This window comes from Acidicapsa ligni (assembly GCF_025685655.1).
Taxonomy (GTDB): Bacteria; Acidobacteriota; Terriglobia; order Terriglobales; family Acidobacteriaceae; genus Acidicapsa; species Acidicapsa ligni.
This window is the reverse complement of sequence record NZ_JAGSYG010000003.1, coordinates 517,914-540,213: the sequence shown is the minus strand read 5'-3', so window position 1 is coordinate 540,213 and position 22,300 is coordinate 517,914. Positions and strand designations below refer to the sequence as shown.

Here is a 22,300-nt window from a genome sequence, read left to right as displayed (position 1 = left end):
TGTTGATATGCGATTGCTGCACGTCATCCGCACACTCAATCCTGACTTCGGCGGACCCACAGATTCGGTCCGCATGTTTGCCGCTGCGCATCAGCGCGCAGGCAATCAGGTTGAGGTCGCAACCCTGGACGATCCAGCCGCCGATTTCAGCCGTATTCCCGGCGGTGAAGTACACGCTTTTGGCCCCACCAAGCCGAACTACCATTACGAGCCGCGTCTGGAAAAGTGGCTGCGCGAAAACGTGCAGCGATTTGACGGCGTCATCGTCAACGGCATCTGGCAATATCACGCCCTCGCTGCCCGCCGCGCCGTAGCTGGCAAGCGCCCCTATGTCGTCTTTTCGCACGGCATGTTGGACCCCTATTTCCGCACCCGCTATCCGCTCAAGCACCTCAAGAAGCTCTTTTATTGGACGCTCTTCGAGCACCAGAACCTCAATCGCGCCGAGGCTGTCTGCTTCACCAGCGAAGAAGAAAAGCGCATAGCCGGCGAAGGATTCCCATTTCGCCACTTCAAAGGCGTCGTCATTCCCTATGGAACCATCGGCCCGCCGGCGCCACCGGAAGCTGACCCAGCCAAACAGCGCGAGGCGTTCATCGCAGCTTTTCCTGCACTGCGCGGCAAGCCCTACCTGCTTTACCTGAGCCGCATCCATCCCAAAAAAGGCTGTGATCTACTCATCGAAGCCTTCGCCCGCACGGCTCCGCCTGAGATGCAACTTGTCCTCGCTGGTCCCGACGAGGTTGGTCTTCGTCCCGAGTTGGATGCGCTTGCCGCCCGCCTCAACGTCACCAATCGCGTCCATTGGACGGGCACCATTCGCGGCGATCTCAAGTGGGGAGCGTTCTACGGCGCCGAAGCCTTCATTCTCCCGTCGCACCAGGAGAATTTCGGCATCGCCGTCGCCGACGCGCTGGCCTGCGGAGTCATCCCGCTCATCTCCGACAAGGTCAACATCGCACCTGACATTGCATCGGACGGAGCCGGAATCATGGAGCCCGACACCCTCGAAGGCACCACCCGCCTGATCGAGCGTTTTCTCGCCATGACTCATGACGAACGCGATGCAATGCGCGCCCGTGGGCTTGACTGTTATCAAACCCGCTACGCTCTGCGCAACTCCGTGCAGGAAGTGTACAAAGCGCTAGGTCTTGCTCCCCGCTAACCTGCAAAAAGTAAGCCGTTCGCAAAAGTAAGCCGATGAGGAGATGGAAGAGATGAATCAAATCGAACTTGGAACCACCGGCCTCAAAGCTCCGCAGATTGGCTTTGGCTGTTCCGCGCTCCTCGGTCGCAGCGGTCGCAAGGAATCTCTGCGTGCTCTAGGGGCAGCATGGGATGAGGGCATTCGCTTCTTCGACACCGCTCGCTCTTACGGCTATGGAGAATCGGAAGCTCTCCTCGGCGAATTCCTTCGCGGGCGTCGTCATGAAGCCGTGATCGCCACCAAATTCGGCATCCTCGCATCCTCTCAGCCCGCCTGGAAACGCTTCGCCAAAACTGCCGCTCGCGCCGTGCTCAAGCTGGCCCCTTCTGCTCACGGAGTTCTGCAGAAGACCGCCGCCAGCCAGTTTGCGCATCATCAGTTCACGCTGCCTGTTCTGCGTCAAAGCATCGAGGAGAGCCTGTCAAAACTGAAAGTCGAAACCATCGACATGCTCTTTCTGCATGCCGCCCCGGCAAGCGTCCTCGAACAGGAAGATCTGCTCGATGCCATGGCTCGACTTGTTAAGGAAGGCAAGATTCGCGTAGCCGGGCTCTCTGCCGATCCAGATGTGGTCGAGCTGGCGCTGGATCGCAATCTATCCCAGCTTCACGCCATGCAGTTTCCGTGCAACGTGTTCGAAATCTCCGCAGCCACCAGCTTCGCCGCGCGCTCCGCAGGCAAACAGGCGCTCGTGGCCAACCATCCCTTCGGAGGAGTAGCCCGCGTGCAGCAGACCCGCGCTGTACTGCAATCGCTCTCGCAGAATCAGGCTCTCGATTCTACGTTGCGCGCCAAGCTCACCAGCGGCGAAGACTCACTGCTGGCCGACGTGGTCCTCAACACGATTCTGCGCGACACCGGCATCCACATTGTCATTCCCGCAATGATGAAGCTCGAACATATCCGCCTCAACGTTCGCGCTATCAGCAACTCCCGCTTCACATCCCAGGAAATAGCGCAGATTCGCCAGGCCCTCAGCGCATCCCAGCCCACGATCTAGCTCACGATCTAACTGCGCGGAGAAGTGATCAATCGAGGCTGGATTACCCCGCCATAACCGCTTATGATGCATTTGCAATCGGCACTCGTATTTTGGGAGAGATCAATGACTACACCCATCAAGTTCGGTACCTCTGGCTGGCGCGCCATCATGGCCGATGAATTCACCGTAGCGAATGTACGTCGCGCCGTCGCTGGCATCGCCGCTTACGTCAAGACCCAGCCGGAGCCGCACCGCGTGCTCGTTGGCCGCGATCCTCGCTTCCTCGGCGAAACCTTCGTAGATGAAGCGGCCCGCGTGCTCTCCGCTGCCGGCATCACGCCTATCGTCATTCCAGATGCGGCACCCACGCCGGCGATTGCCTATGCCGTTCGCCAGCTCAAGACCTCCGGCGCGATCAACTTTACCGCCAGCCACAATCCGCCGCTGTACAACGGCATCAAGTTCTCCACGCATGATGGCGCGCCTGCTCTGCCCGATGTGACCAAACAGATTGAGGCAGCCATTGTCGCTCTTGGCGAAGGCGAAAACATTCCGCGCCTGAAAGAGGATAATCCCAAGTTTGAAACCGTTGAAGTCAAAGATGACTACCTCAAGCGGCTCGCGGAGCTGGTCGATCTGAAAGCGATTGCCGACGCCAAGCTCAAGGTAGTCTTCGATCCCTTCTGGGGAGCGGCTCGTGGTTATAGCTGCCACATTCTGCGCAGCGTAGGCGTAACCGTTGAGACTGTCCATGACCATCGCGACGTTCTCTTCGGCAACCATGCTCCTGAGCCCGATGATCACCTGCTGGGCGATGCAAAGGCGAAGATGAAAGAGATTGGCGCCAATCTCGTGATCGCAACCGATGGCGACGCGGATCGCTTCGGCATCGTCGATTCCGACGGCACCTTCATCCAGCCCAACTACATCATCGCCCTGCTCTTCGACTATCTCGTCGAAACCCGCGGATGGAAGAACGGTGTAGCCAAATCCGTTGCCACCACCAACCTCATCAATGCGCTCGCCGATTATCACCAGGTGCCGCTCTTCGAAACTCCCGTAGGCTTCAAATACATCGGCGAGCTCATCCTCGAAGACAAGATCGCCATTGGCGGAGAAGAGTCCGCAGGCCTCACCATTCGCGGTCACGTGCCGGAGAAGGATGGCGTTCTCGCCGGGCTGTTGGTCGCGGAAATGGTTGCCAAACGCGGCAAGACACTCGGCCAGCAACTCAAGGAATTATTTAGCAAAGTAGGTTCCTTCTATCCCGTTCGAGAGAACTTTCACTTGACCCCGGATGCCAAAGCAAAGTTCACTGAGAAGTTGAAGGTAGATCCCACCGAACTGGGCAGCCGCAAAGTAACAGCGGTCGTTCGCACAGACGGTTTGAAGCTCGTTCTCGATGACGGCTCCTGGGTTTGCTACCGGTTATCAGGCACGGAGCCCGTTGTCCGCGCCTACACTGAGTCCCGCAACGAAGGCGAAATGGATGCATTAAGCGCCGCCGCCAAAGACTTCGTCCTCTCCTAGCCTGAGCAGGTTTACTGAGGGCGAACAAGTATCGGTACCCATCCTTCGTCCGCTTTGCGAAGGATGGGCAAACCAACATCAGCCGCTTCAAACGATCGACAGAAATCGCGACCACCATGCCGGAACCTCAACAACCCGTGAGCCCCAAAACCACGCAGTCTTGGTGGTCACAGCCTTGGTGGTCTGAGACGCTGAACAACCGTCGCCGCCTCGGCACTGTTACGGCAATCTGCGTCACGCTGGTCCTGGCATGGCACGTGGTCAATGGCCGCAACGGTCTCACCAGTTGGCAGGAGAAGCGCACGGAAAACAAGGCTCTTACGCAGGAGCTCGATCAACTCACGCAGGAGAATGCTCATCTGCGCGATCATGTAGACCGGTTGAAATCGGATCCCGGAGCCATCGAGTTTGAAGCGCGAGAGCGCCTGCACTATGCTCGTCCCAATGAAGTAATTTATGCGTTGCCGGAAACCTCCGGTAAGTCGCCGGCGACGAAATAAAGCAAGCCCGAATCACTTCCCCGAATCACTTCAATGAGCAAACGCCGAACAAACTAAAATCGATCCGCCGATCGTGATTGCATCTTCAATGAGAGCGATCGGCAGGTCGGGACATTTCAGCGCGGCCACCGTCCGCGTGCGTACAAGCCGTCCGCCAAACGTTCCTACCACTGCGCCAACTGCTCCCAGCAGCGTTCCAATAGCCTCCGGAAAGCCCACCGACGATGCAAGAATTGCGGCGATAAGCCCGCCAAAAATGATACGCGCAGTCAAACCCGGAGCCGAAGTTCGGCTGGGAGTTTTAGGCAGCTTGTCGCCTATCAACTCGCCAAAAGCAAGCGCTGTAAACAGGCCGACCACGATCTTGTTTCCCGCGAACCCGCCCCAGCCGACATTGGCAGGCACTCGTCCCAGCAATGTCATCCAGCAGAAAACGGCAATCGGTGTCAGGGTCCGCAACCCGGTCAGCACTCCGATTGCAAACAATCCTGAGTACATCCATGAATCTGTCATCGCTAGCCTCCACTGGGGTTGGGGGCAGCCGAGCAACGCAACTTCCGCTGGCTGCTTTCCGCTGGTTGCTCAAAGTATATGGCTATGTTTGCCGATCACGCTCAAGTGCTCTAAAAATCTACGTGAGCGCGGACTGACCCCACCCATGCCGGACCGCGGTCGCGATTGTAGCCGGGGTTATTGATATGTTGTACATCGAGTGAATAAAACAAGCCGCGCCAGGCATGATACGTATAGTAACTCTCGACGATGTTTTCACGGCCATAATTCAGATTGCCGTCGCCAAGTAGAAATCCCAGTCCGCCGAGCTTGAGATATTCCTGGTGATCGCTCTTGATCGCATTTGAAACAAAAGCAATCGCAAATTTGTCGGATGGCCGATTCCAGCCCGCCATGGAGTAATCTCCGCCAGCGGAAACAGTCTGGTCGACTTCCGTGTAAGCATACGATTCGTGCTGGCCTTCGTTCCACCCAAAGCGGCCAAAGACGCGCAGATTTGTCGAGAGATATTGCTCTGTGTTGTAACCGAAGCCGTATTTCAAAGCGCCGAAATGCTCATGCGCAACGATGTTCGGCTTCGCATCTTCTCCGTCGAGAAAAGCCTCGTTTGCCTCGCGATATGTACCCATATGAGCGCGATTGGCAAAGAACAAAATGCGCGAAGTACCCTTCTGATTTTTGAACCAGCCGTGACGCAATTCGAACTCGCCATTATGCCCATGAGCACGGCTGAAGGCCCAGTCCATATCGATGCCATTAGCCACGACGGGCATGCCAAACAGGCCGTAGCGAACAGACCAGATGCGGTCGTCATACTCCGCCATCGCGCCTACCGTGTAGCCGCGCGTGTCGGCTGCATAATCCCATGCGCCGTTGTTGTCGATCGTCCAGTTCATAAACTGGAGATGACTGTCGGAGCCGACGCTGTTGATGTCAAAAAAGTCAGGCAGCGTAAGTTTCCCACCGCGAAGTTCAATTCTGCGTACAGGCACTTTAGACGCGACGGCGAATGGTCCCGCCTGCTGGTCGGTGGTTTCGTTCGTAAGGCCGATAATCTGATGAATCTCATAGCGAGCGAGGTAGGGCGTTGAGCCGAGATTCGGATTGCGGACAACGTCCAGGTTGGTAAAGCCCGCGAGACCCAGCGCTTCGCTGAGGCCGCGGCCTCCTGCGCTTTCAAGATCGAGAATCAGATCCGTGTTGTAGCGAATGGAGTGATCGGGCCGAAGCGCCGTATAGAGCGTACCAAGCAGGGAAGTCTTGTACTCCGCGGAGTTCCGAAAGCTGTTCACTCCCTGGTAGGCAGAGTGGAATGCGGGACGGCCCTGAAAGATAATGTTGGCCTGACCGGAAAGCCACCATAGCGCAGAATCGGAATGCGGAAATATCGTGACGACGGGCGAATCAGCAGACGCCGGTGCCTTTGCCGGAACACTGCTGTCCTGGAGCGAAGTGAACAGCGGCATGTCCGCATAATGCAGCGGCGCTATTCCTGAGCCAGAAGATACAGCGACAGGCGATGCCGCCATTGTCGATGCTGGCGATGCAACGACAGGCTGAGGCGCATCTGGAATCACCACGGCCGATATCGTAAGAGCGTCGATGGGAGCCGTTATTGACGCAGAATCTTGCGTACGCGATTGCGCATGCAGGCTCTGCCCCGGCAGCAATGTTGCTGCAAAGACAAACGGAATCAGCAACATCTGGCGAGATACTTGAGACACGTGCAAGTTAGATTGCTCCCGAGAAAGAATGGGTTGCGCTATGATGATGGAAACTATACCCTACCTGGGTATATACCATACCCCCGGTGGGTATATCAAGCGCATATTGCAATGACCCTGGAGATAGATCATGTCGCATGATGAACGGGAAAAAATAAAGCTGCTGCAAAGGATTCGCAAGTTGCGCGGGCAACTCGATGCAGTCGAACGGGCTCTCGATGCCAAGGACGATTGCGGCGACCAGTTGATGCTGCTGGCCGCAGTGCGCGGAGGCGTGAACAGCCTGATGGGCGAGGTGTTGGAGACGCATATTCGCTTTCACCTCACCGATGGTTCAAAGGAAAAAATTGCTCCCGAACTGGCAGAAGATTTGATTGATCTGGTCCGAGCTTACCTGAAGTAGCCTTGAACGCACTAAGCCATCTTACGCAGTGGCCGTCTTCGGCAGAGTAAGTTCGCAAGATGAATGGGATGTGAAAACGTATCTGCCGCGAGTAGATATCCTGTCGAATCTGGCTACAAAGGACGCTGCATGATCAACAGTCGCAGCCATTCTCCGAATTTATTGCCAGCCTCCGGCAGTAACCCAACCTGCTGAAATCCAAGCGAAGCATGCAGCGCAACCGAGGGCGGATTCACTCCACAGATGCAGGCAACCATGGAGTGGCCGCCTTTTGCCCGGCACTGCGAGATCAGTTCCGTCAGCAGCATCTTGCCGACCCCATGACCGATACAATCCGGGCGCACGTAGATTGAGTCTTCGATCGTAAAGCGGTAGCCCTCGCGCGGGCGAAACTGCGACGCATAACAAAAGCCCACGATGTACCCCTCCAGCTCGGCTACGAGATAGGGCAAATCGTGATCCAGAACAGCCTGTCGTCTTTTCACCATCTCCGACTGGTTCGGAGCCACGAGCTCAAATGTCGCCGTGCTCGTCTCGACGAACTTGCCATAAATTGCCGTAATATCCGGCATGTCCGCAAGAGTTGAGGTGCGGACCAGGCATTTCGACGTATAAGGGGTGTCGTTCACCGCGGAAGCGGTGTCACTTCTCAGCTCCCTGTGGGGCTGAGCCCGAAATAACCTTTCGGGAGGTTCAATTGGATTGGATGTTCCCACTTTGTCTGCGCTGGACCAAACCGTTGCTTCTTCTTCAGTACACTCTGAAACGCATAAAGAAGAGATAAGACTTCATACTCTATTTCAGAGTTGGCACTTTTTGAACATTCATGAATGGTTGAGCGTCTATGGTTGTAGCGCGTAGTCCACTCCACTTTCAGGTGAATTCAAGCATGTTTCCTGGGAAGTCTTTTGTTGTTTTGTCCGCTCTCGCTCTATGCACTTTGCCGATGTTTGCACAGACGCATTCACGGCATCTTCGTTATCCGAATACGGCCGCGAATGACCCTCAACTGATACTTCCACAGGATCAGGCGCAATCCTGCTACACGCCGGACAGCACCCGCAGCGGATACGAACAATTTGAGCAGTTCGACAGCTTTACCCAACCTGCGAGCAAAGGCTACCTGTGCATCAATATCCCGACAGGCCGCACCTTTGTGATCGACCAACTGTTCGCCGAGGCTGATTACGACGACGTATTGCCCGCCGGTGCGGAGTGGTATCTGGATACGATGATTGGAAGTTATGAACTCATGACTGGTTTTGCCGCAACCAGAACAGGTTCCTCAACTTCAAATCCTCACTACGTGCTGTCGCAACCAGTGCACATGGGCGTGCATGGAGGCAGCCGGGTAACGCTGATCATGCACAGCTACAGCCAGGGTGGCAACTCCTCAATCAATGAAACGCCAGGCACCGGCAGCCTTACAGTAATTGGCCACTGGGAGTAGTTGATTCGCAGTACCGTCATTCAATGCACGACCTTCAATCTCTAATTTAGAAAAGTTTTGAGCAACCGGGGAAAACTGCGCCTGATGCGTGCATACAGATCTTTGAGGAGAAATATTCCCCGAACCCTTACCCGTTCCTCACCATACGCTTTCGACTATGCGCAAAGCCTCCTGCACGAAGCTGGAAATTTCTTTGTTAAGAACGTTGACAAAGAAAGTTTTTCTTTTTATGCTTCACCCAATTCGAACTTGCTGTTTTCTCCCGCCTGGGTTTGCCTCGATCTAAATTTCGGACCACTTCGGCGGTAAGAAGCCAGCAAGTGCGAAAGACACTCCTGGAGGTTCAATAGTGCGCAAGTTTTGCAACTTCTCGTTTTGTAACTTGTCAAAGATGCAGTTAGTCCGTCCGTCGATTGCAGTGGTCGCCGGGCTCGCAACTTTTCTTTGTATGGCCGGCGTAAGTTCAGGCCAGTCTCCCCAGAGTGAAGAACGATCCGAACATTGGTCTGGCTTCGGTCCGCAGCATGAGCATAAGACTCCGCCCAAGCTCGTTGGCTATCTGCCGGATTATGACGGTAGTTATGCGGACTACGCGAAGAGTCTCGATTTCTCAAAGATGACCCACTTATATCTTGCCTTTGGTTTACCGCCCTTTTGCACTGGTACCTGCACGAAGAGCAGCGATATGACGTTTGCTCTGGGTCAGACGGATGCTGACATTCATACGCTGGTAAAGGCTGCGCACAAGGCTGGCACCAAGGTCGTGTTGTCGATTGGCGGCGGTGGTGGAGACCAGCAGATATTGCAGTTTTATGATGCCGGTCTATCAAAAGAACTGGTGAAATCACTCAACAAATACATCAAGAATCATGATCTGGATGGTGTCGATCTCGACATTGAAGATCCCGATCACATGGGGCAGCCATATCTCGAATTCACCAGGACACTCATCGAAACATTTCATCCGCAGGGCAAGATCGTAACTGCGGCTGTGGCCGAGTATCTGCAGGATTCCATGCCGGATGCAGCCTTGCATTTGTTCGACTTCGTCAACGTGATGAATTACTCCAACTACTCGGACGCGGAAGTGGCAATGACTTACTACGCGGAGACGAAGAAGGTTCCCAAGGAGAAGATGACTCTGGGCGTACCATTCTTCGCGCAGAGTGGCGATGGAAACATCGAGGAGACCTTCAGCACCGTTGTCGCAGCTTATCCAAATGCATTCGATGCGGATATGGTTTCAGGCGGCAACCTGGATGGCGGCGAAACGCTCTACTACGTTGGCGGGGCCACAATGGCGCGTGAGACGGAGCTGGGCAAACAATACGGCGGCGTAATGATCTGGGAACTATCTCAGGACGCGCCCGCGCCGAGTTCGCTGATGCAGGTAATCGACGAGCATTTCCCCGCGAAAGAAAAATGCAACTGGTAGAAACTAATTCGTTGATTCATAACCGCACATTGGAGACCCTAGGGTCTCCAATGTTTTTTGGATAAGCTCTCTGTCAGATATCACGAATCGTCAGCCAGTCATCTGGCTATTAAACGACAGAGCCGCCGCTAGGCCTGGGCAACAGTGCGAAGTTTTTCCAGGCTCGCCTTCAGATCTGTAGCAAGGTTCTGTTGCAGGGCCACTGAAAGCTTTTCGCCGAGGTGGGTCAGATAAAAGACATCGATTGCAGTTTCGCCTTCCGTGTCTACCAACGCCACTTCGATATTGCAATCATGGTCGTGCAGAACTAACGCTATCTGGCGCAGCAGGCCGGGAACATCGTGCGCCACGACTTGCAGTAAAGTGCTGTGAGTACTGGATTCAGAGTCGAATTCTAATCTTGTTGGAGTCTCTACTTTTACTATCCCGTTGCGAGTAGCGGATTGGCGTCGTTTCGCTAATAGCTGTTCAATCTGCGTGCGAGTAGCAGTGATGCCCTGCGATAGAATCTCGTGAACGTTGGCTACAAAGCGGTCTTTCTCTTCAGGATTCAGTTCCAGCGTGCGGAAGGTGTCCGTGAACTGGAAGCTGTCTACGATGACTCCTGCTGCATTGGCGAAGGCATCGGCTTTGACAATGTTCATGCCCCATGCAGCAAGGGTTCCGGCAACATCCGCGAAGAGGCGGCTGCGATCCTTCGCAATGACGGTAAGCTCAACAAGCTGGCGGTTGGGGCGCAGGTCAAGCTGAATGGGATCTTTGTCCAGCTTGCTGGCGAGCAGGAAATGATTGCGGATCTGTTCGGGAAGGCGAGTCTGCAGATAGCGCTGCGGAAGACCCTCGAGGAACTGGCGAATTGCCGCAGCCTTCGTCGCGCTTCGAGATTCACCCGGCCCCGGAACCATCGCTCCAATGCGATAAAGCAGCGTCGGATCGAGATCGACGTGATAGCGCACCTCATCGACGCTGCGGTCCATGAAGTTCGCCGTAGACATATAAAGCTGCCAGAGATTTTCAGCCTTCCACGGAGTGAGCGCGTCCGGATGCACAGCCTTGATATCCGCGTAGGTCATGAGGGTAAGCATCTTGAGCAGCATCGGGCTGCCCACTTTTTCCGCGAGCTGGCGAACATTGTCGGTATCGAAGATGTCGCGTCGCAGCGAGTTCGACATCTCAAGATGCATACGAATGAGCTTGCGGACGATCTCACGCTCTTCGATGTCAAAGTCGAGGCGGGCCAGCAGGCTGTCTGCTAGTTCGACGCTTGAGGTAGTGTGCTCGCCTGTGCGGCGGGCCTTGCCCGTGTCATGCAGCAGGAGCGAGAGCAGCAGCAGGTCGAGGCGGTCGAGTTCCGGCAGAAGCGTACCAAGCTTCTGCTCATAGTCATGCATCGGGCGGCGCAGGGCCTGCACATTGTCGATGGTGAGAAAGGTGTGTTCATCAACCGTATAGCGGTGGTAGCTATCGCGGATCACCAGCGCATCGATGCCGTGGAACTCGGGAATCAGCATCTCCAGGATCCCGAGTGCATGCATGGTGCGCAGTGCATGCGCCGCATGGGGCCCGAGCAGCACTTCGCGCAGATGATTCCAGAGATACGGCCCCTCCGGAATGTTGATCGCCAACACGGGGAGCGCATCGGTGATGCGGTCTTCCGTCGCTTGTGTCAGCGTGTAGCCGTGATTTGAAATTTCAGAAAAAACGCGCAGCAGGCCATCGGTAGCAGTGGACTGGGCAAATTGCGCCCCCGGCGACACGTCAATGCGGCCCTGGTCGAGGAAGAAATCCGTGCCTGCAATCGGAGTGCGTCGTTTGCGAAACTGCTTGTAGAAGCTGACGGGCGCAGGTAGGTGCTCCATGAGTAGGACAGCACGCCGATAGACAGTACGCGCGTGTCGATAATAAGTGCGCATCCAGTAAGCAGGGTCGGCAGTGCCGCGAGTTTCAAGGCCTACGGACTGGGCTGCGGCTTCATCCTGAGATTGCCAGTCGAGCGAATTATCATCGCGTCCGTGACGGAAGTGGAGAAAACAGCGCGTAGCGGAAAGGAAGTCGAAGGCCGCTTCAGCATCGCCATGGGCAGATTGAAAGACGTTTCGCTGCTTCGGCCACTCGCGCGTTTCTTTGAGGTAAAAGAGCAGCGCAAACCAGGGCGCCAGGTTAAAGTCGCGCAGGCCGCCGGGACACTCTTTCAGGTTTGGTTCCAGGTGAAAGATGGTGTTGCCGTACTTCGCGTGGCGTGCGCGGGCAATCTCGCCCAGCTTTTGCGCAATCGCGTTCCATTCGCTGAGGACCAGCCCGGGAAACGTCTCATTGTGGAGTTTTTGGTAGAGGGCGAAGTTACCGGCCAGAAAGCGATGATCAAAAGTCGCCAGCGTGAACTCAAGGTTGTCCGGGTCGAACCGCGTACACTCCTTGACGGTGCGGCTCGTAGGACTCGCGCGCAGACCGATGTCCCACATTGCCTGAATAACCGAGCGAATAATGGGTCGAACCGCTTTTTCAGTATCTTCGTCGGCGAACGTGAAGAGAACGTCGATATCGGAGTAAGGAAAGAGGTCTTTGCGGCCGTATCCACCAAGGGCGAGCATCGCTGCTTTGGCGCTCGCAGCCGCCGGGTCGAGCGAAAACGCCCGTCGCCACAGCTCGATAAGCACACGATCGACGATGGAGGACCGGCGGCGGATCGCGGCGGTGCCATCGCCTGTGCGGTCGTAGGTCTGGCGGACGAGCGCCATTTCCCGGGTGTACTGCTCACGAAGGTCGTCGATGACGAGAACGCTTGCTTCCATGTGTTCGCTTAAAACTCAGTCTTTGGGGTAAGGGATGGCGTAATGAAACCATGGCTAATTTTGGTCATGCTTCGATGGGTCACATTTGAGGATAAGCGATAAAAGGTAAGGATTCTCAGAGAAGGAAAAGAAAACGTGCAGGCAGTATGCTGTTCGCACCGGAGTGCCCCGATATTTTGTCCGAAACAGTGAACCAGGCGCCCGCATGAAGCGTATTGGGTCAGAGACAGGTAAACCCAGACAGGCAAAACCCAGGCAAATAAACCCAGGCGAATAAATCCAGACAAGACGAATGGAGGACGTGACGAATGAGGGCAATCTTTGCGAATCTCTCTGCAAATCTTCGTTACGCAGCCCGGCAACTACTCCGCGCGCGCATGTATACGTCGATCACGATCATCACCCTGGCCTTGGGAGTCGGAGCAAATACGGCGATCTTCAGCGTCGTGCAGGCGGTTCTGTTGCAGCCGGCCGGAATCGATGATCCCGCGTGTCGCTTCGTTCCATGCGCGTTATATTCAGCTCAACCTGCCCAGTATTGGGGTTTCAGCGCCCGATATGGGCGATGCTCAGTCTCTGAACCAGCTCGTTGAATCAGGGCCATGGTCTTGAAGAGCAGCTTCAACGCGACATTCGACGGTCGGACGCAGCACCTGCAGGCCGGGCTCGTGACCTGGAAGTGGTTCCAGGTTTTCGGGGCGCAGCCGATCCTGGGTCGCACATTCGCCTCCGAAGAGGACAAGAAGGGCAACAATCAGGTAGTCGTGCTCAGCTACTCCCTGTGGCAGCAGATGTTTGGCGGCCAGCATGATGCAATCGGCAAATCGGTGCTGCTCGACGGCCAATCCTACCGGGTGATTGGAGTGATGCGGCGCGATTTTGACTGGCCGCGCAACGAGCAGATGTGGATTCCGCTCGGACTTGCCCCGTCTGCCTATGACTCATCGCAGCGCTTCAACGAGTCCTACGATGCCGTCGTGCGTTTGCGGCCTGGCATCAGCGTGGCCCAGTTCAATGCCGCACTGGAGCAGAAGCGGTCGGAAGAGATTCGCCGCGAGGGTACCGGGAGCTTTGCTCAGAGCGCCGGGTGGAGCATGTTTGCTCAGCCCTGGACGCAGGACTCAGCCGGAGACCTGCGCAAGCCGCTGTTCGCGCTGTCCGCCGTGGTTGCAATGATCCTGCTCATCGCGTGTGCAAATATCTCCGGACTCATGCTGGCGCGGGCCTCCACCAAGACTCGGGAGCTTGCCATTCGTGCCGCTCTCGGCGCTTCTTTGACGCAGATCACCATGCAGCTTGTCGTGGAAACGGCACTGCTTGCGGGTAGTGCAACCTGTATCGCGATTGCGGTAGGGCCGCTGCTCGGAAGGCTGTTGCTGCTTGCCATTCCGCACGATCTGGCGACAGGCTTCGTCATTCACAACAGCTTTCGGATGGTCATCGTAGCCGCCGGAATAGGGCTGATCACGTCGTTTCTTTCCGGACTTGCGCCGATTCTGCAGGTCGCGCGATCCTACCGGGCATTGCGCCTGTCGGAGCATGGCCGTAGTTCAACAGCCGGGCCAACGCGGCAGCGTTTTCGCGGCGTACTGGTAGCGACAGAAGTGGCCTTGGCCTTCGTGCTGGTAGCCGGTGCGGCGTTATTTCTCTCCAGTCTCAAGCAGCTTCAGAGTGTCGATCCGGGCTTTCGGAGCGAGGGCGTGCTGACCGGAAACGTGACGTTGAATGCCTCCAACTATCGCGATCAGGCCCTGAAAGAAGCCAATTTTATCCACAATGTGACTTCGCATTTAAGTCAGCAGCCAGGGGTAGTTGCAGCCGCAGTCGTGTACCCTCTGCCCTTCGGAAATACGGGCGGATCTTCTGGGAGTTTTTCGATTGAAGAGCGCCCGGTTTCACCAAACAATCCCGGACCGCACAGCGACAACCGTTGGGCGACAGAGGGATATCTGCGCGCAATGCAGATTCCTCTCCTGTCAGGGCGCTGGTTCATGGAAAATGATCGCGCCGATCATCCACACGTCGTAGTAATCGATGATGTGCTGACGAAAGCCTACTGGCCCGGTCGCAGTCCAATTGGAGATCATGTGCGCGGCAGCCGCTCAGATCCGTGGCTTGAGATCGTGGGCGTCGTCGGGCATGTGCGACGCGGTTCGCTTGAAGCCGATGAGAATAAGGGCGTGATCTATCAGTCGATGGCCCAGGATCCCGTGGGTGAGGCCTCTTTCCTCGTGCGCACAAGCATCAACCCCGATGCGCTGCGGTCGACAATGGCCGAGGTAGTGCGTGCTGAAGATTCGCAGGAGGCAGTCTACGACGTCCACACGCTGGACAGCCTCGTGCAGGATTCTCTGGCAGCGCGACGGTTGCTGGTCGGTCTACTGACGCTGTTTGGCGGACTCGCCCTGCTGCTGGCTGCGGTCGGCATCTACGGCCTGCTAAGCTTTACTGCCGCACAACGCACCACGGAGATCGGCATACGCATGGCTCTCGGCGCGCAACGATGGCAGGTTGTTTCACTGGTGCTGCAGCAGTCGTTTGTGCTGATCGGAGCCGGAATCGTAGCCGGGCTGATGCTGACCTTCGTCACCCAGAGAATTTTGACGCATAGCTTCGCAGCAATGGGCACCGGATTGCCAGGCTCACTGGCGCTGGCCGCCGCAAGTCTGCTGCTGGTCGCGATTGGGGCCAGCGCCGTTCCCGCAAATCGTTCCGCAAGCATTGACCCGGTGATCGCGCTCAGAAACGAATGAGCGTAATCACCGGATTGCCAGGTGCCGATTGCTTGGTTCGTGACGCAACTTGCTTAGTTCGTGACGCTGATAGCCGCCGTCATGATGTGTTCCTCATTCGGAGCCAGCGTTACGGCCGCGTCCAGAATATTGCATGCCTCAACGCAGGCAAATTGCGTCCATTCGTCATCGCCAAGGTCGGCCAGCTTTGCCGCATCCTCTTTCCACGGATTCCAGACCACGGTCGAAGCCGAGTTTTGCTTTTCAAGGCGAATGCGGCGTTTCAAGGTCGGATCGATGATTTCGACGGTATGACGGGTCTTGAAGTAGGCATTGTCCGTAGCCATGTCGAACGCGATGTTGCCCTGCTGCAGCTTCTCACGATTATTGTCGCGGTTGTCCAGGAAGATTGCGCCGTCCAGACCCGCAATGCGAATCGTATCAATCTGGCCGATGCGATTGTAGGTGTGCAGAGCTTCTTCTATCTGAAAAGCCGTATCGCCTGTATTGACGGTAATCAGTTCCAGCGTGAGGTCTTTGCCCACCGTAACGCGATGGGTAAGACGAAACTCGTGCGGCCACCATTTGCGGGTCTCTTCATCGCTTTCGGTCGTAAGCGAAACAATCACCACATCCTCGCCTTGAATGATGGATTGAAGCTGCCAGGCCTTGGTTCGCACAACACCGTGAGACGGAGCTTTTGGATTGTCGGACTTGGCGCGAAACCACGGAAAGCAGATCGGAACTCCGCCGCGTATCGCTTTGCCGTCTTCCCAGCGGGTCTCTTTGCTGACAAAGATAACTTCGCTGCTGTCGGCAGGCTTCCATGAGGTGACATGCGCTCCGTGGAGATAGATTTCCGCAGAGCCCGCAGGCGTGGTGATCTGAACTTTAGGCAGGCCATTGTTGCCCGAAACGATCGAAGCGATTCCGGAAATCGAGAAATGCGTGTTTAAGTTCGCTATGTCGCTCATGGTTTTACCTGACTGGGTAGGTTGGTATCCGAATGGACGATGCTGGAATGAACTGGAATCAGACCAGGGAAACGGTTGAAGTCCTGCCCGTTGAACGTGGATATTGAACGTGGATGTTGAACGTGAAGATATGGATGATATCGGGAGCGTACATCGCTGCTGCCAGGCACGTATCATGTACTTGCTCGCCGGATATTCCATGCCCCGCTATAGTCTTATGCCATAGCGGAGCATGGCTTCATTGTCTGTCAGAAACGTAAAGCTTCGCCCGAGTTTGCTGCGCGACACCTGGGGCAGGCTCATTTGTGCCTGATTTACAGCGCGGATTCGCCGTGTTCGTCGTTGCGTATGCGGATAGCTTCGTCGATTTTGGTAACGAAGATCTTGCCGTCGCCGATCTTGCCGGTACGGGCAGCTCCGATGATGGCCTGGATGGTTTTCTCCCTGAGTTCATCGGGGACGACAATTTCGATCTTGACCTTAGGCAGAAGATCAACGGTGTACTCGCGTCCGCGGTAAAACTCGGTATGGCCTTTCTGGCGGCCGTGACCACGGGCTTCCAGAATTGTCATGCCTTCAATGCCTGCCTCAAGCAGCGCATCTTTCACGGCGTCCAGCTTGGACGGCTGGATAACTGCTTCAATTTTTTGCATAAATCAATGTTCCTCGCGCTTATATGAGCGCCCATCTTCTGTTGACAGCCTAGCAGTGTTGAGACGAAGTTCGGAATCCCATGAACAGATCAGCAATACGGGGAATCCGAAATGGCACCTATCCCAAAGTTGTATGAGGCAGTACAAAGCTTTCCGTTCACAACCAGCACCCGCACATCAGGAGCCGAAGTCGTAGCCTTCTTCTCCATGCTGCGAAAGGTCAAGGCCGGTAGCTTCATCCTCGGCAGTCAGGCGCAAACCGATAGTCTTGTCCACGATAAAAAGGATAACCAGGGTGCCGACAATCGAGAGGCCCCAGGCAATCGCGACCCCGGTAAATTGATTGAGAAGCTGGTGCCAGTTACCATCGATTCCGCCAGAAGCGAGCACATTGCCCTGCGCATCCTTGAACACCGGATTGACAGCGGAGGTAGCAAAAACGCCGGTGAGCAGCGCTCCAATCGTGCCGCCTGCGCCATGAACGCCAAAGGCGTCGAGAGAGTCGTCATAACCAAACCAGCTCTTCACGCGAATGACCATCTGGAAGCAGAAGAACCCGGCGATAAGTCCGATGATCAGGGCAGGCATCGGCTTGACGAAACCAGAGGCAGGAGTGATAACGACCAGCCCGGCAACCGCCCCGGAGATGGCTCCAAGAGCTGTTGGTTTCCCGTTGTGAATCCACTCGGTGACCGTCCAGCTTACAGCGGCAGCCGCTGCGGCAAAGTGAGTCGCAACAAAGGCCGACGTAGCAAGTCCACTGGCATTGACTGCGCTGCCCGCGTTGAAACCAAACCAACCCACCCAGAGCAGACAGGCTCCGATAAAGCTGAGAACCATGGAATGCGGCGGCATGGCCGTCTTTGGATAGCCGACTCGCTTACCGAGATAGAGCGCCGTGACCAGCGCAGAGACGCCCGATGTAACGTGAACAACGGTGCCGCCCGCAAAATCGAAGCAGGGAATGCGTCCACCTGCAATATTCAGCAGGCCGCCGACTCCCCACACCATGTGTGCCATCGGGTCATATACGAAAAGTGTCCACAGGGCAAAGAAGACGCACATAGCGCTGAACTTCATACGTTCAGCAAAGGCTCCGCCAATGAGCGCCGGCGTGATAATGGCGAACATAAGCTGGTAGATCATGTAGGTCTGGTGAGGAATCGTGGGCGCGTAATCCGCATTCGGCGTCAGATCCACACCATGAAGAAACAGGTGCTCAAACCCGCCGATAAAGCTGTTGCCATGCCCAAAAGCCAGGGAATAACTGACCACCGCCCAAAGCACGGTGACAATGCCCATCATGGCAAAGCTCTGCATCATGGTGCCGAGAATGTTCTTTCTGCGGACCAGGCCACCGTAGAAAAGAGCCAGTCCCGGGCCGGTCATGAGCAGCACCAGCGCGGCTGAGGTAAGCATCCATGCGTTGTCGCCCGCCGATTGGGCAGCCGCAATTTTATCGTTCAGAGCTGCGATCTGGGCTTGCGTTGCAGGAGCCTGCGCCGCTGCGGCTTGTGCTGTTGTGCTGTTGGCTGCGGTTTGGGCGAAGGCTGCGATAGGGGCAAGCGATACGCTCGCGGCCACTATGGACAGAAGTAAAATGGCTCGGATCGAATACGGATGTCTCATGTTCGATTGATTGTAATGTGAATTTGCCCGAGTTCAGCTATAGGAATTTGGAGGAAGGTACGTCTTTTTGTGAAGGAGCACAAATTCAGTGGAAAGACCGGCCGCAAAAGAGATGTGATTCGAGATGTGATCCAATTTGGTACTCACGAAAACTCAAGCCAAAACTCAATCCAGAGCTCAGGCCAGAACACAGGCAAGCTTCGAGGCAAAATGATTGAAGGGCAGAAAGGAACGCGCCATCGGAAACCCCTCTCGACAATTCAAAGTATTGCTTCGCCTGATCGTATTGCTTTGCCCGCCTTTTGCCCCCGGAGGATTGGGACAGCTAAAAGCGCAATCGCCTGCGAAGACCTGCCAGAAGCTCACGCTCACAGGTGAGGTCGCTGCCGGTCAGGAGTGGAAGGCCTCCATCGGCGAGGGATGGACGTTTCGCTTTGTACCTATTTCCGCGCCTATTTCGTCCGCGCAAAGCCAGCACAACGGCCAGCGCAATGCCCCGTATAACGACCAGTCCTATTCAGGCTGGGATCTCGTTGTAGACCAGGCCGATCATCAGGAATACCCGGATGCCTTGCTGCTGGCCACGCCTCCCTATAGCTCCCTGAGTGAGCGCGAGATCGGTACAACCTTTGGCATGCGTGCGCAGGATGCCATCGCATGGAATCGACGAAGATTTCACTTCTTGACCTCGGCAAACGATCTGGCGCGATCGAAGACGCTATATCAGGAGATGATGCGTGGGCGAGCCGCCGGGCAGACAGCGTTCGCCGGGCAGGCTGAGTTGCTGAGTCTGGTAGAGAGAGCTTCGCCCGGAGAATTGCAGATTTTGGATGCGAAGCTCACTGCTGGAGTCGCCGATCCGCCATCCTTTGCCCGGCAATGGGCCATGCATCTCGGTGAGGTTCCCCATACGCTTGTACCGGCAAGTGGTATGCCCAGCGCGCGCGGTGCATTGCTCGGGATTCGATTTAAGGCTTCCTTATGGCTGCCTGCAACTTGGAAGACAGGCAATCTGTTGCACATAGAAACAGCAAAATGTGCAGAATGACGCATGTTGATTGACCTTTGCCTCAATTCACGAACACTAAGTTGTTTCGAACAGCGCAGTTGCGTCGTATACTACAGCCATGTCAGAGAATACGGGAGCCGTTAAATCCGGCGGGCATGTCGAAAAGGACCAGTACCTTTTCGGTTCACTTGAGAGCAGCGCCAAGAATCGTGCGAAAGTACGTGAGGTAAGTTACGGCTACGAGCAGCCTGAGGGTGTCTTTCTGACCTCGCTCGATTTTGCTGTGAACTGGGTTCGCAAAAACTCGGTATGGCCAATGACTTTTGGATTGGCATGCTGCGCGATCGAGATGATGTCGATGGGCGCATCGCGGTTTGATCTGGCGCGATTTGGTGCTGAGGTCTTTCGTCCTTCGCCCCGCCAATCGGACCTGATGGTGATTGCTGGACGTGTATCGCAGAAGATGGCGCCCGTGATCCAGCGGCTTTATGAGCAGATGCCCGAGCCAAGATGGGTCATCTCCATGGGTGCCTGTGCTACCTCCGGCGGCGTGTTTAATAACTACGCGCTGGTACAGGGAGTAAACCAGGTGATACCCGTGGATGTATATGTTCCAGGATGCCCACCACGCCCTGAGCAACTTTTATATGCAATAACGCTTCTACAAGAGAAGATTCTGCGGGAACGTGGAAGCTTGATGAAAACCCTGAATATAAGCTAGCACTTGCCTATATTGCCGGAATTATCACGGTAGAGGGATGATTGTGGTTGCTTTTGCAGTTAACAGGCAATGCAACTTATTGAGAAATTTGTGTTCTGCCCATTTAGCCCTATGGTAATTTGGGATTGTCGTATTTTTGTTTCATTGAGTAGTTTGTCTCATAGGAATTATGCCCGTGCGTAAGCGGGTCTCACAATTCACAGGTTGGAACTTGACTAGCTGAACTGCTTTTCAAGCATGGTTGCGGAGGAAATGTATGAATTTTCGTATTGCAAAATCTGTAGTTCTGGCTGTGGCGGCAGGTGCATGTCTGATGTCTGCGAGCGCATTTGCACAGGACAACGCGGCCCCCAAGCCTACCGCTCCCGCTGACGCAGCGGCTTCGCGGTGGGACATATTTGTGGGCTATAGCTACCTGGCGCCTCACGGCACGGTCCAGGTTTTACAGTCGAGCGGTCAGACTCTGCCTTTCGACTACAAGGCAGTCAATGTTGGCGGCCTCTTCAGCGGTGCTTATTATTTCAACCGCTATGTCGGTGCTCAGATCGAGTACGGCGAACATGACTACGACAGCAGCAGCAATAACGATAGCTTTCAGACTGGTTCCGCTGGTCTGATCTTCCGCTATCCCACATCCGACATCACGCCCTTCGCTCACGCACTCGTAGGCGGCGCTTATGTCGGTGGTCCGGATCACGAGCCCAACACATGGGGCCCTGCCCTGACCGTTGGCGGAGGTATGGACTACAACACTCCGTTGTTCCATCATCGCCTCGCGATTCGCCTCTTCCAGGCTGATTACGAATACATTCATGCGAACTTCGGTCCTGGCGTTTTCGGTGGCCGTGCGAACATCGACGCAGCTCGTCTCAGCGGCGGCGTTGTGTTGCATGTTGGATCGATCGTTCCTCCTCCTCCAGTCACGCTGGCCTGCTCCGCGAGCCCTGCTTCAGTATTCCCCGGCGAGCCGATCACCATCACCGCGACTGCCGGCGAGCTGAACCCCAAGAAAAAGGCTACGTATACGTGGTCGGGTAATGGCGTAACCGGTTCGGATGCCACTGCTACTGTCGCAACCGCTTCGTTGGCTCCTGGTACCTACAGCGCCAAGGGCAGCGTAAGCGAAGGCCCCAAGCCTGGTCAGTCGGCTGAGTGCTCTGCAAGCTTCACGGTCAAGGCCTTCGAGCCACCGACAGTGAGCTGCTCCGCTAACCCAACCACCATCAAGCCAGGCGACACCAGCGCGATCACTGCAACTGGCGTCAGCCCGCAGAATCGTCCTCTCACCTACAGCTACTCCGCCTCTGCTGGCACCGTCAGCGGAACGGGTGGTTCGGCAACCTTCTCCTCTGCTGGTGCTGCTGCTGGAACAGCGACAGTGACCTGCACGGTAACGGATGACAAGGGACAGACTGCAACCGCGACCACACCGGTCACGATTGAGGCTCCTTATGTTGCTCCTGCACCGACCGCCTCGGCTCTTTGCTCGATCACCTTCGAGAAGGACAAGAAGCGTCCGGCCCGTGTAGACAATGAAGCCAAGGCTTGCCTTGACGACATCGCACTCACCCTGCAGAAGCAGTCGGATGCAACCGCAGCAATTGTTGGTTCTTCAACGGCGGACGAAAAGACTCCTCCGAAGGGCCACAAGCACGCCAAGGTTGAGGATCTGGCCGCTCAGCGCGCAGTCAACACCAAGGATTACCTGGTCACCGAGAAGGGCATTGATGCTTCCCGCATCACCGTCTACACCGGTTCGGGTGATGGCAAGAAGGTGGAAGACTACTTGGTTCCTTCAGGAGCAACCTTCAGCGTCGACGGAACCACCAAGGTCTCCGACGATGTGAAGGCTCAGCCCCGCAAGGCTATGGCCGCCAAGCACCACAGCAAAAAGAAGTCGATGTAATCATGCGAAATGAGCGGAGACGGTAATAAGTCTCCGCTCATTTCATAGCATCCTTTCATCGCAGGATTTGAACCGAAACACCGGGGCTGACCGATACAACCGGTCAGCCCCAGTTTTTTGCTCTAAGCCGTGCTTTAAAC

Annotated in this window: 19 protein-coding genes; 12 read left to right on the top strand and 7 right to left on the bottom strand. The window is 55.7% G+C overall.

Annotated features, from left to right (window positions below):
* The first annotated feature begins 7 nt into the window (after positions 1-7).
* The 4 genes from OHL19_RS12660 to OHL19_RS12645 all read left to right on the top strand — a co-directional run bounded on the left by OHL19_RS12660 (position 8) and on the right by OHL19_RS12645 (position 4,219).
* The gene (locus OHL19_RS12660) at positions 8-1,165 is read left to right on the top strand and encodes a glycosyltransferase (RefSeq protein WP_263358063.1); all 1,158 of its coding nucleotides are present in this window, start codon (positions 8-10) and stop codon (positions 1,163-1,165) included.
* A gap of 52 nt (positions 1,166-1,217) precedes the next feature.
* Positions 1,218-2,207, top strand: coding sequence for an aldo/keto reductase (locus OHL19_RS12655; protein ID WP_263358062.1), 990 nt, complete (start codon positions 1,218-1,220; stop codon positions 2,205-2,207).
* Between the two features lie 105 nt (positions 2,208-2,312).
* Entirely contained in the window at positions 2,313-3,719 is a 1,407-nt protein-coding gene (locus tag OHL19_RS12650; RefSeq protein WP_263358061.1) for a phosphoglucomutase/phosphomannomutase family protein, read from the top strand.
* Between the two features lie 116 nt (positions 3,720-3,835).
* The gene (locus tag OHL19_RS12645; protein ID WP_263358060.1) at positions 3,836-4,219 is read left to right on the top strand and encodes an FtsB family cell division protein; all 384 of its coding nucleotides are present in this window, start codon (positions 3,836-3,838) and stop codon (positions 4,217-4,219) included.
* 30 nt (positions 4,220-4,249) lie between these two features.
* On the opposite strand, the gene OHL19_RS12640 is transcribed toward OHL19_RS12645, so the two are convergent.
* The gene (locus tag OHL19_RS12640; RefSeq protein ID WP_263358059.1) at positions 4,250-4,732 is read right to left on the bottom strand and encodes a DUF4126 domain-containing protein; all 483 of its coding nucleotides are present in this window, start codon (positions 4,730-4,732) and stop codon (positions 4,250-4,252) included.
* A gap of 110 nt (positions 4,733-4,842) precedes the next feature.
* A complete protein-coding gene (locus OHL19_RS12635; RefSeq protein ID WP_317890570.1) occupies positions 4,843-6,456 on the bottom strand; it encodes a carbohydrate porin in 1,614 nt (537 codons plus the stop codon).
* A 130-nt stretch (positions 6,457-6,586) separates the two neighbouring features.
* Between OHL19_RS12635 and OHL19_RS12630 the strand changes: the two genes are divergently transcribed.
* Entirely contained in the window at positions 6,587-6,859 is a 273-nt protein-coding gene (locus OHL19_RS12630) for a metal/formaldehyde-sensitive transcriptional repressor (protein ID WP_263358058.1), read from the top strand.
* 113 nt (positions 6,860-6,972) lie between these two features.
* Here the strand turns inward: OHL19_RS12630 and OHL19_RS12625 are convergent, their stop codons facing one another.
* Positions 6,973-7,488, bottom strand: coding sequence for a GNAT family N-acetyltransferase (locus tag OHL19_RS12625; protein WP_263358057.1), 516 nt, complete (start codon positions 7,486-7,488; stop codon positions 6,973-6,975).
* Positions 7,489-7,748: 260 nt separating this feature from the next.
* On the opposite strand from OHL19_RS12625, the gene OHL19_RS12620 reads away from it, so the two are divergent.
* On the top strand, positions 7,749-8,309 hold the full coding sequence (locus OHL19_RS12620) for a hypothetical protein (protein WP_263358056.1): 561 nt from the start codon (positions 7,749-7,751) through the stop codon (positions 8,307-8,309).
* Between the two features lie 391 nt (positions 8,310-8,700).
* The gene (locus OHL19_RS12615; protein ID WP_263358055.1) at positions 8,701-9,744 is read left to right on the top strand and encodes a glycosyl hydrolase family 18 protein; all 1,044 of its coding nucleotides are present in this window, start codon (positions 8,701-8,703) and stop codon (positions 9,742-9,744) included.
* 128 nt (positions 9,745-9,872) lie between these two features.
* Here the strand turns inward: OHL19_RS12615 and OHL19_RS12610 are convergent, their stop codons facing one another.
* Positions 9,873-12,536 carry a [protein-PII] uridylyltransferase family protein gene (locus tag OHL19_RS12610; protein WP_263358054.1) on the bottom strand — a complete coding sequence of 888 codons (2,664 nt, stop codon included), beginning with the start codon at positions 12,534-12,536 and terminating at the stop codon, positions 9,873-9,875.
* Between the two features lie 308 nt (positions 12,537-12,844).
* Between OHL19_RS12610 and OHL19_RS12605 the strand changes: the two genes are divergently transcribed.
* Together OHL19_RS12605 and OHL19_RS12600 are read left to right on the top strand one after the other, a co-directional pair.
* On the top strand, positions 12,845-13,129 hold the full coding sequence (locus OHL19_RS12605) for a hypothetical protein (RefSeq protein WP_263358053.1): 285 nt from the start codon (positions 12,845-12,847) through the stop codon (positions 13,127-13,129).
* Positions 13,130-13,138: 9 nt separating this feature from the next.
* Positions 13,139-15,289, top strand: coding sequence for an ADOP family duplicated permease (locus OHL19_RS12600; protein ID WP_263358052.1), 2,151 nt, complete (start codon positions 13,139-13,141; stop codon positions 15,287-15,289).
* A 53-nt stretch (positions 15,290-15,342) separates the two neighbouring features.
* Here OHL19_RS12600 and OHL19_RS12595 read toward each other — a convergent pair whose 3' ends face one another.
* From OHL19_RS12595 to OHL19_RS12585, 3 genes are all read right to left on the bottom strand, one after another.
* A complete protein-coding gene (locus OHL19_RS12595; RefSeq protein WP_263358051.1) occupies positions 15,343-16,242 on the bottom strand; it encodes a D-hexose-6-phosphate mutarotase in 900 nt (299 codons plus the stop codon).
* A 314-nt stretch (positions 16,243-16,556) separates the two neighbouring features.
* Positions 16,557-16,895 carry a P-II family nitrogen regulator gene (locus tag OHL19_RS12590; protein WP_263358050.1) on the bottom strand — a complete coding sequence of 113 codons (339 nt, stop codon included), beginning with the start codon at positions 16,893-16,895 and terminating at the stop codon, positions 16,557-16,559.
* 177 nt (positions 16,896-17,072) lie between these two features.
* Entirely contained in the window at positions 17,073-18,524 is a 1,452-nt protein-coding gene (locus tag OHL19_RS12585; protein ID WP_263358049.1) for an ammonium transporter, read from the bottom strand.
* 214 nt (positions 18,525-18,738) lie between these two features.
* Between OHL19_RS12585 and OHL19_RS12580 the strand changes: the two genes are divergently transcribed.
* From OHL19_RS12580 to OHL19_RS12570, 3 genes are all read left to right on the top strand, one after another.
* Positions 18,739-19,572, top strand: coding sequence for a hypothetical protein (locus OHL19_RS12580; protein ID WP_263358048.1), 834 nt, complete (start codon positions 18,739-18,741; stop codon positions 19,570-19,572).
* Positions 19,573-19,651: 79 nt separating this feature from the next.
* The gene (locus OHL19_RS12575; RefSeq protein ID WP_263358047.1) at positions 19,652-20,254 is read left to right on the top strand and encodes an NADH-quinone oxidoreductase subunit B; all 603 of its coding nucleotides are present in this window, start codon (positions 19,652-19,654) and stop codon (positions 20,252-20,254) included.
* Between the two features lie 256 nt (positions 20,255-20,510).
* Positions 20,511-22,160 (top strand): OmpA family protein, encoded by a 1,650-nt coding sequence (locus OHL19_RS12570; protein WP_263358046.1) that lies wholly within the window; start codon positions 20,511-20,513, stop codon positions 22,158-22,160.
* Positions 22,161-22,300 lie beyond the last annotated feature (140 nt).

Excerpts from the sequence above, each read along its gene's own strand:
- OHL19_RS12660 (WP_263358063.1), top strand. The coding sequence starts at position 8 with ATGCGATTGCTGCACGTCATCCGCACACTCAATCCTGACTTCGGCGGA.
- OHL19_RS12655 (WP_263358062.1), top strand. The coding sequence starts at position 1,218 with ATGAATCAAATCGAACTTGGAACCACCGGCCTCAAAGCTCCGCAGATT.
- OHL19_RS12650 (WP_263358061.1), top strand. The coding sequence starts at position 2,313 with ATGACTACACCCATCAAGTTCGGTACCTCTGGCTGGCGCGCCATCATG.
- OHL19_RS12645 (WP_263358060.1), top strand. The coding sequence starts at position 3,836 with ATGCCGGAACCTCAACAACCCGTGAGCCCCAAAACCACGCAGTCTTGG.
- OHL19_RS12640 (WP_263358059.1), bottom strand. The coding sequence starts at position 4,732 with ATGACAGATTCATGGATGTACTCAGGATTGTTTGCAATCGGAGTGCTG.
- OHL19_RS12630 (WP_263358058.1), top strand. The coding sequence starts at position 6,587 with ATGTCGCATGATGAACGGGAAAAAATAAAGCTGCTGCAAAGGATTCGC.
- OHL19_RS12620 (WP_263358056.1), top strand. The coding sequence starts at position 7,749 with ATGTTTCCTGGGAAGTCTTTTGTTGTTTTGTCCGCTCTCGCTCTATGC.
- OHL19_RS12615 (WP_263358055.1), top strand. The coding sequence starts at position 8,701 with ATGCAGTTAGTCCGTCCGTCGATTGCAGTGGTCGCCGGGCTCGCAACT.
- OHL19_RS12610 (WP_263358054.1), bottom strand. The coding sequence starts at position 12,536 with ATGGAAGCAAGCGTTCTCGTCATCGACGACCTTCGTGAGCAGTACACC.
- OHL19_RS12605 (WP_263358053.1), top strand. The coding sequence starts at position 12,845 with ATGAGGGCAATCTTTGCGAATCTCTCTGCAAATCTTCGTTACGCAGCC.
- OHL19_RS12600 (WP_263358052.1), top strand. The coding sequence starts at position 13,139 with ATGGTCTTGAAGAGCAGCTTCAACGCGACATTCGACGGTCGGACGCAG.
- OHL19_RS12595 (WP_263358051.1), bottom strand. The coding sequence starts at position 16,242 with ATGAGCGACATAGCGAACTTAAACACGCATTTCTCGATTTCCGGAATC.
- OHL19_RS12590 (WP_263358050.1), bottom strand. The coding sequence starts at position 16,895 with ATGCAAAAAATTGAAGCAGTTATCCAGCCGTCCAAGCTGGACGCCGTG.
- OHL19_RS12585 (WP_263358049.1), bottom strand. The coding sequence starts at position 18,524 with ATGAGACATCCGTATTCGATCCGAGCCATTTTACTTCTGTCCATAGTG.
- OHL19_RS12575 (WP_263358047.1), top strand. The coding sequence starts at position 19,652 with ATGTCAGAGAATACGGGAGCCGTTAAATCCGGCGGGCATGTCGAAAAG.
- OHL19_RS12570 (WP_263358046.1), top strand. The coding sequence starts at position 20,511 with ATGAATTTTCGTATTGCAAAATCTGTAGTTCTGGCTGTGGCGGCAGGT.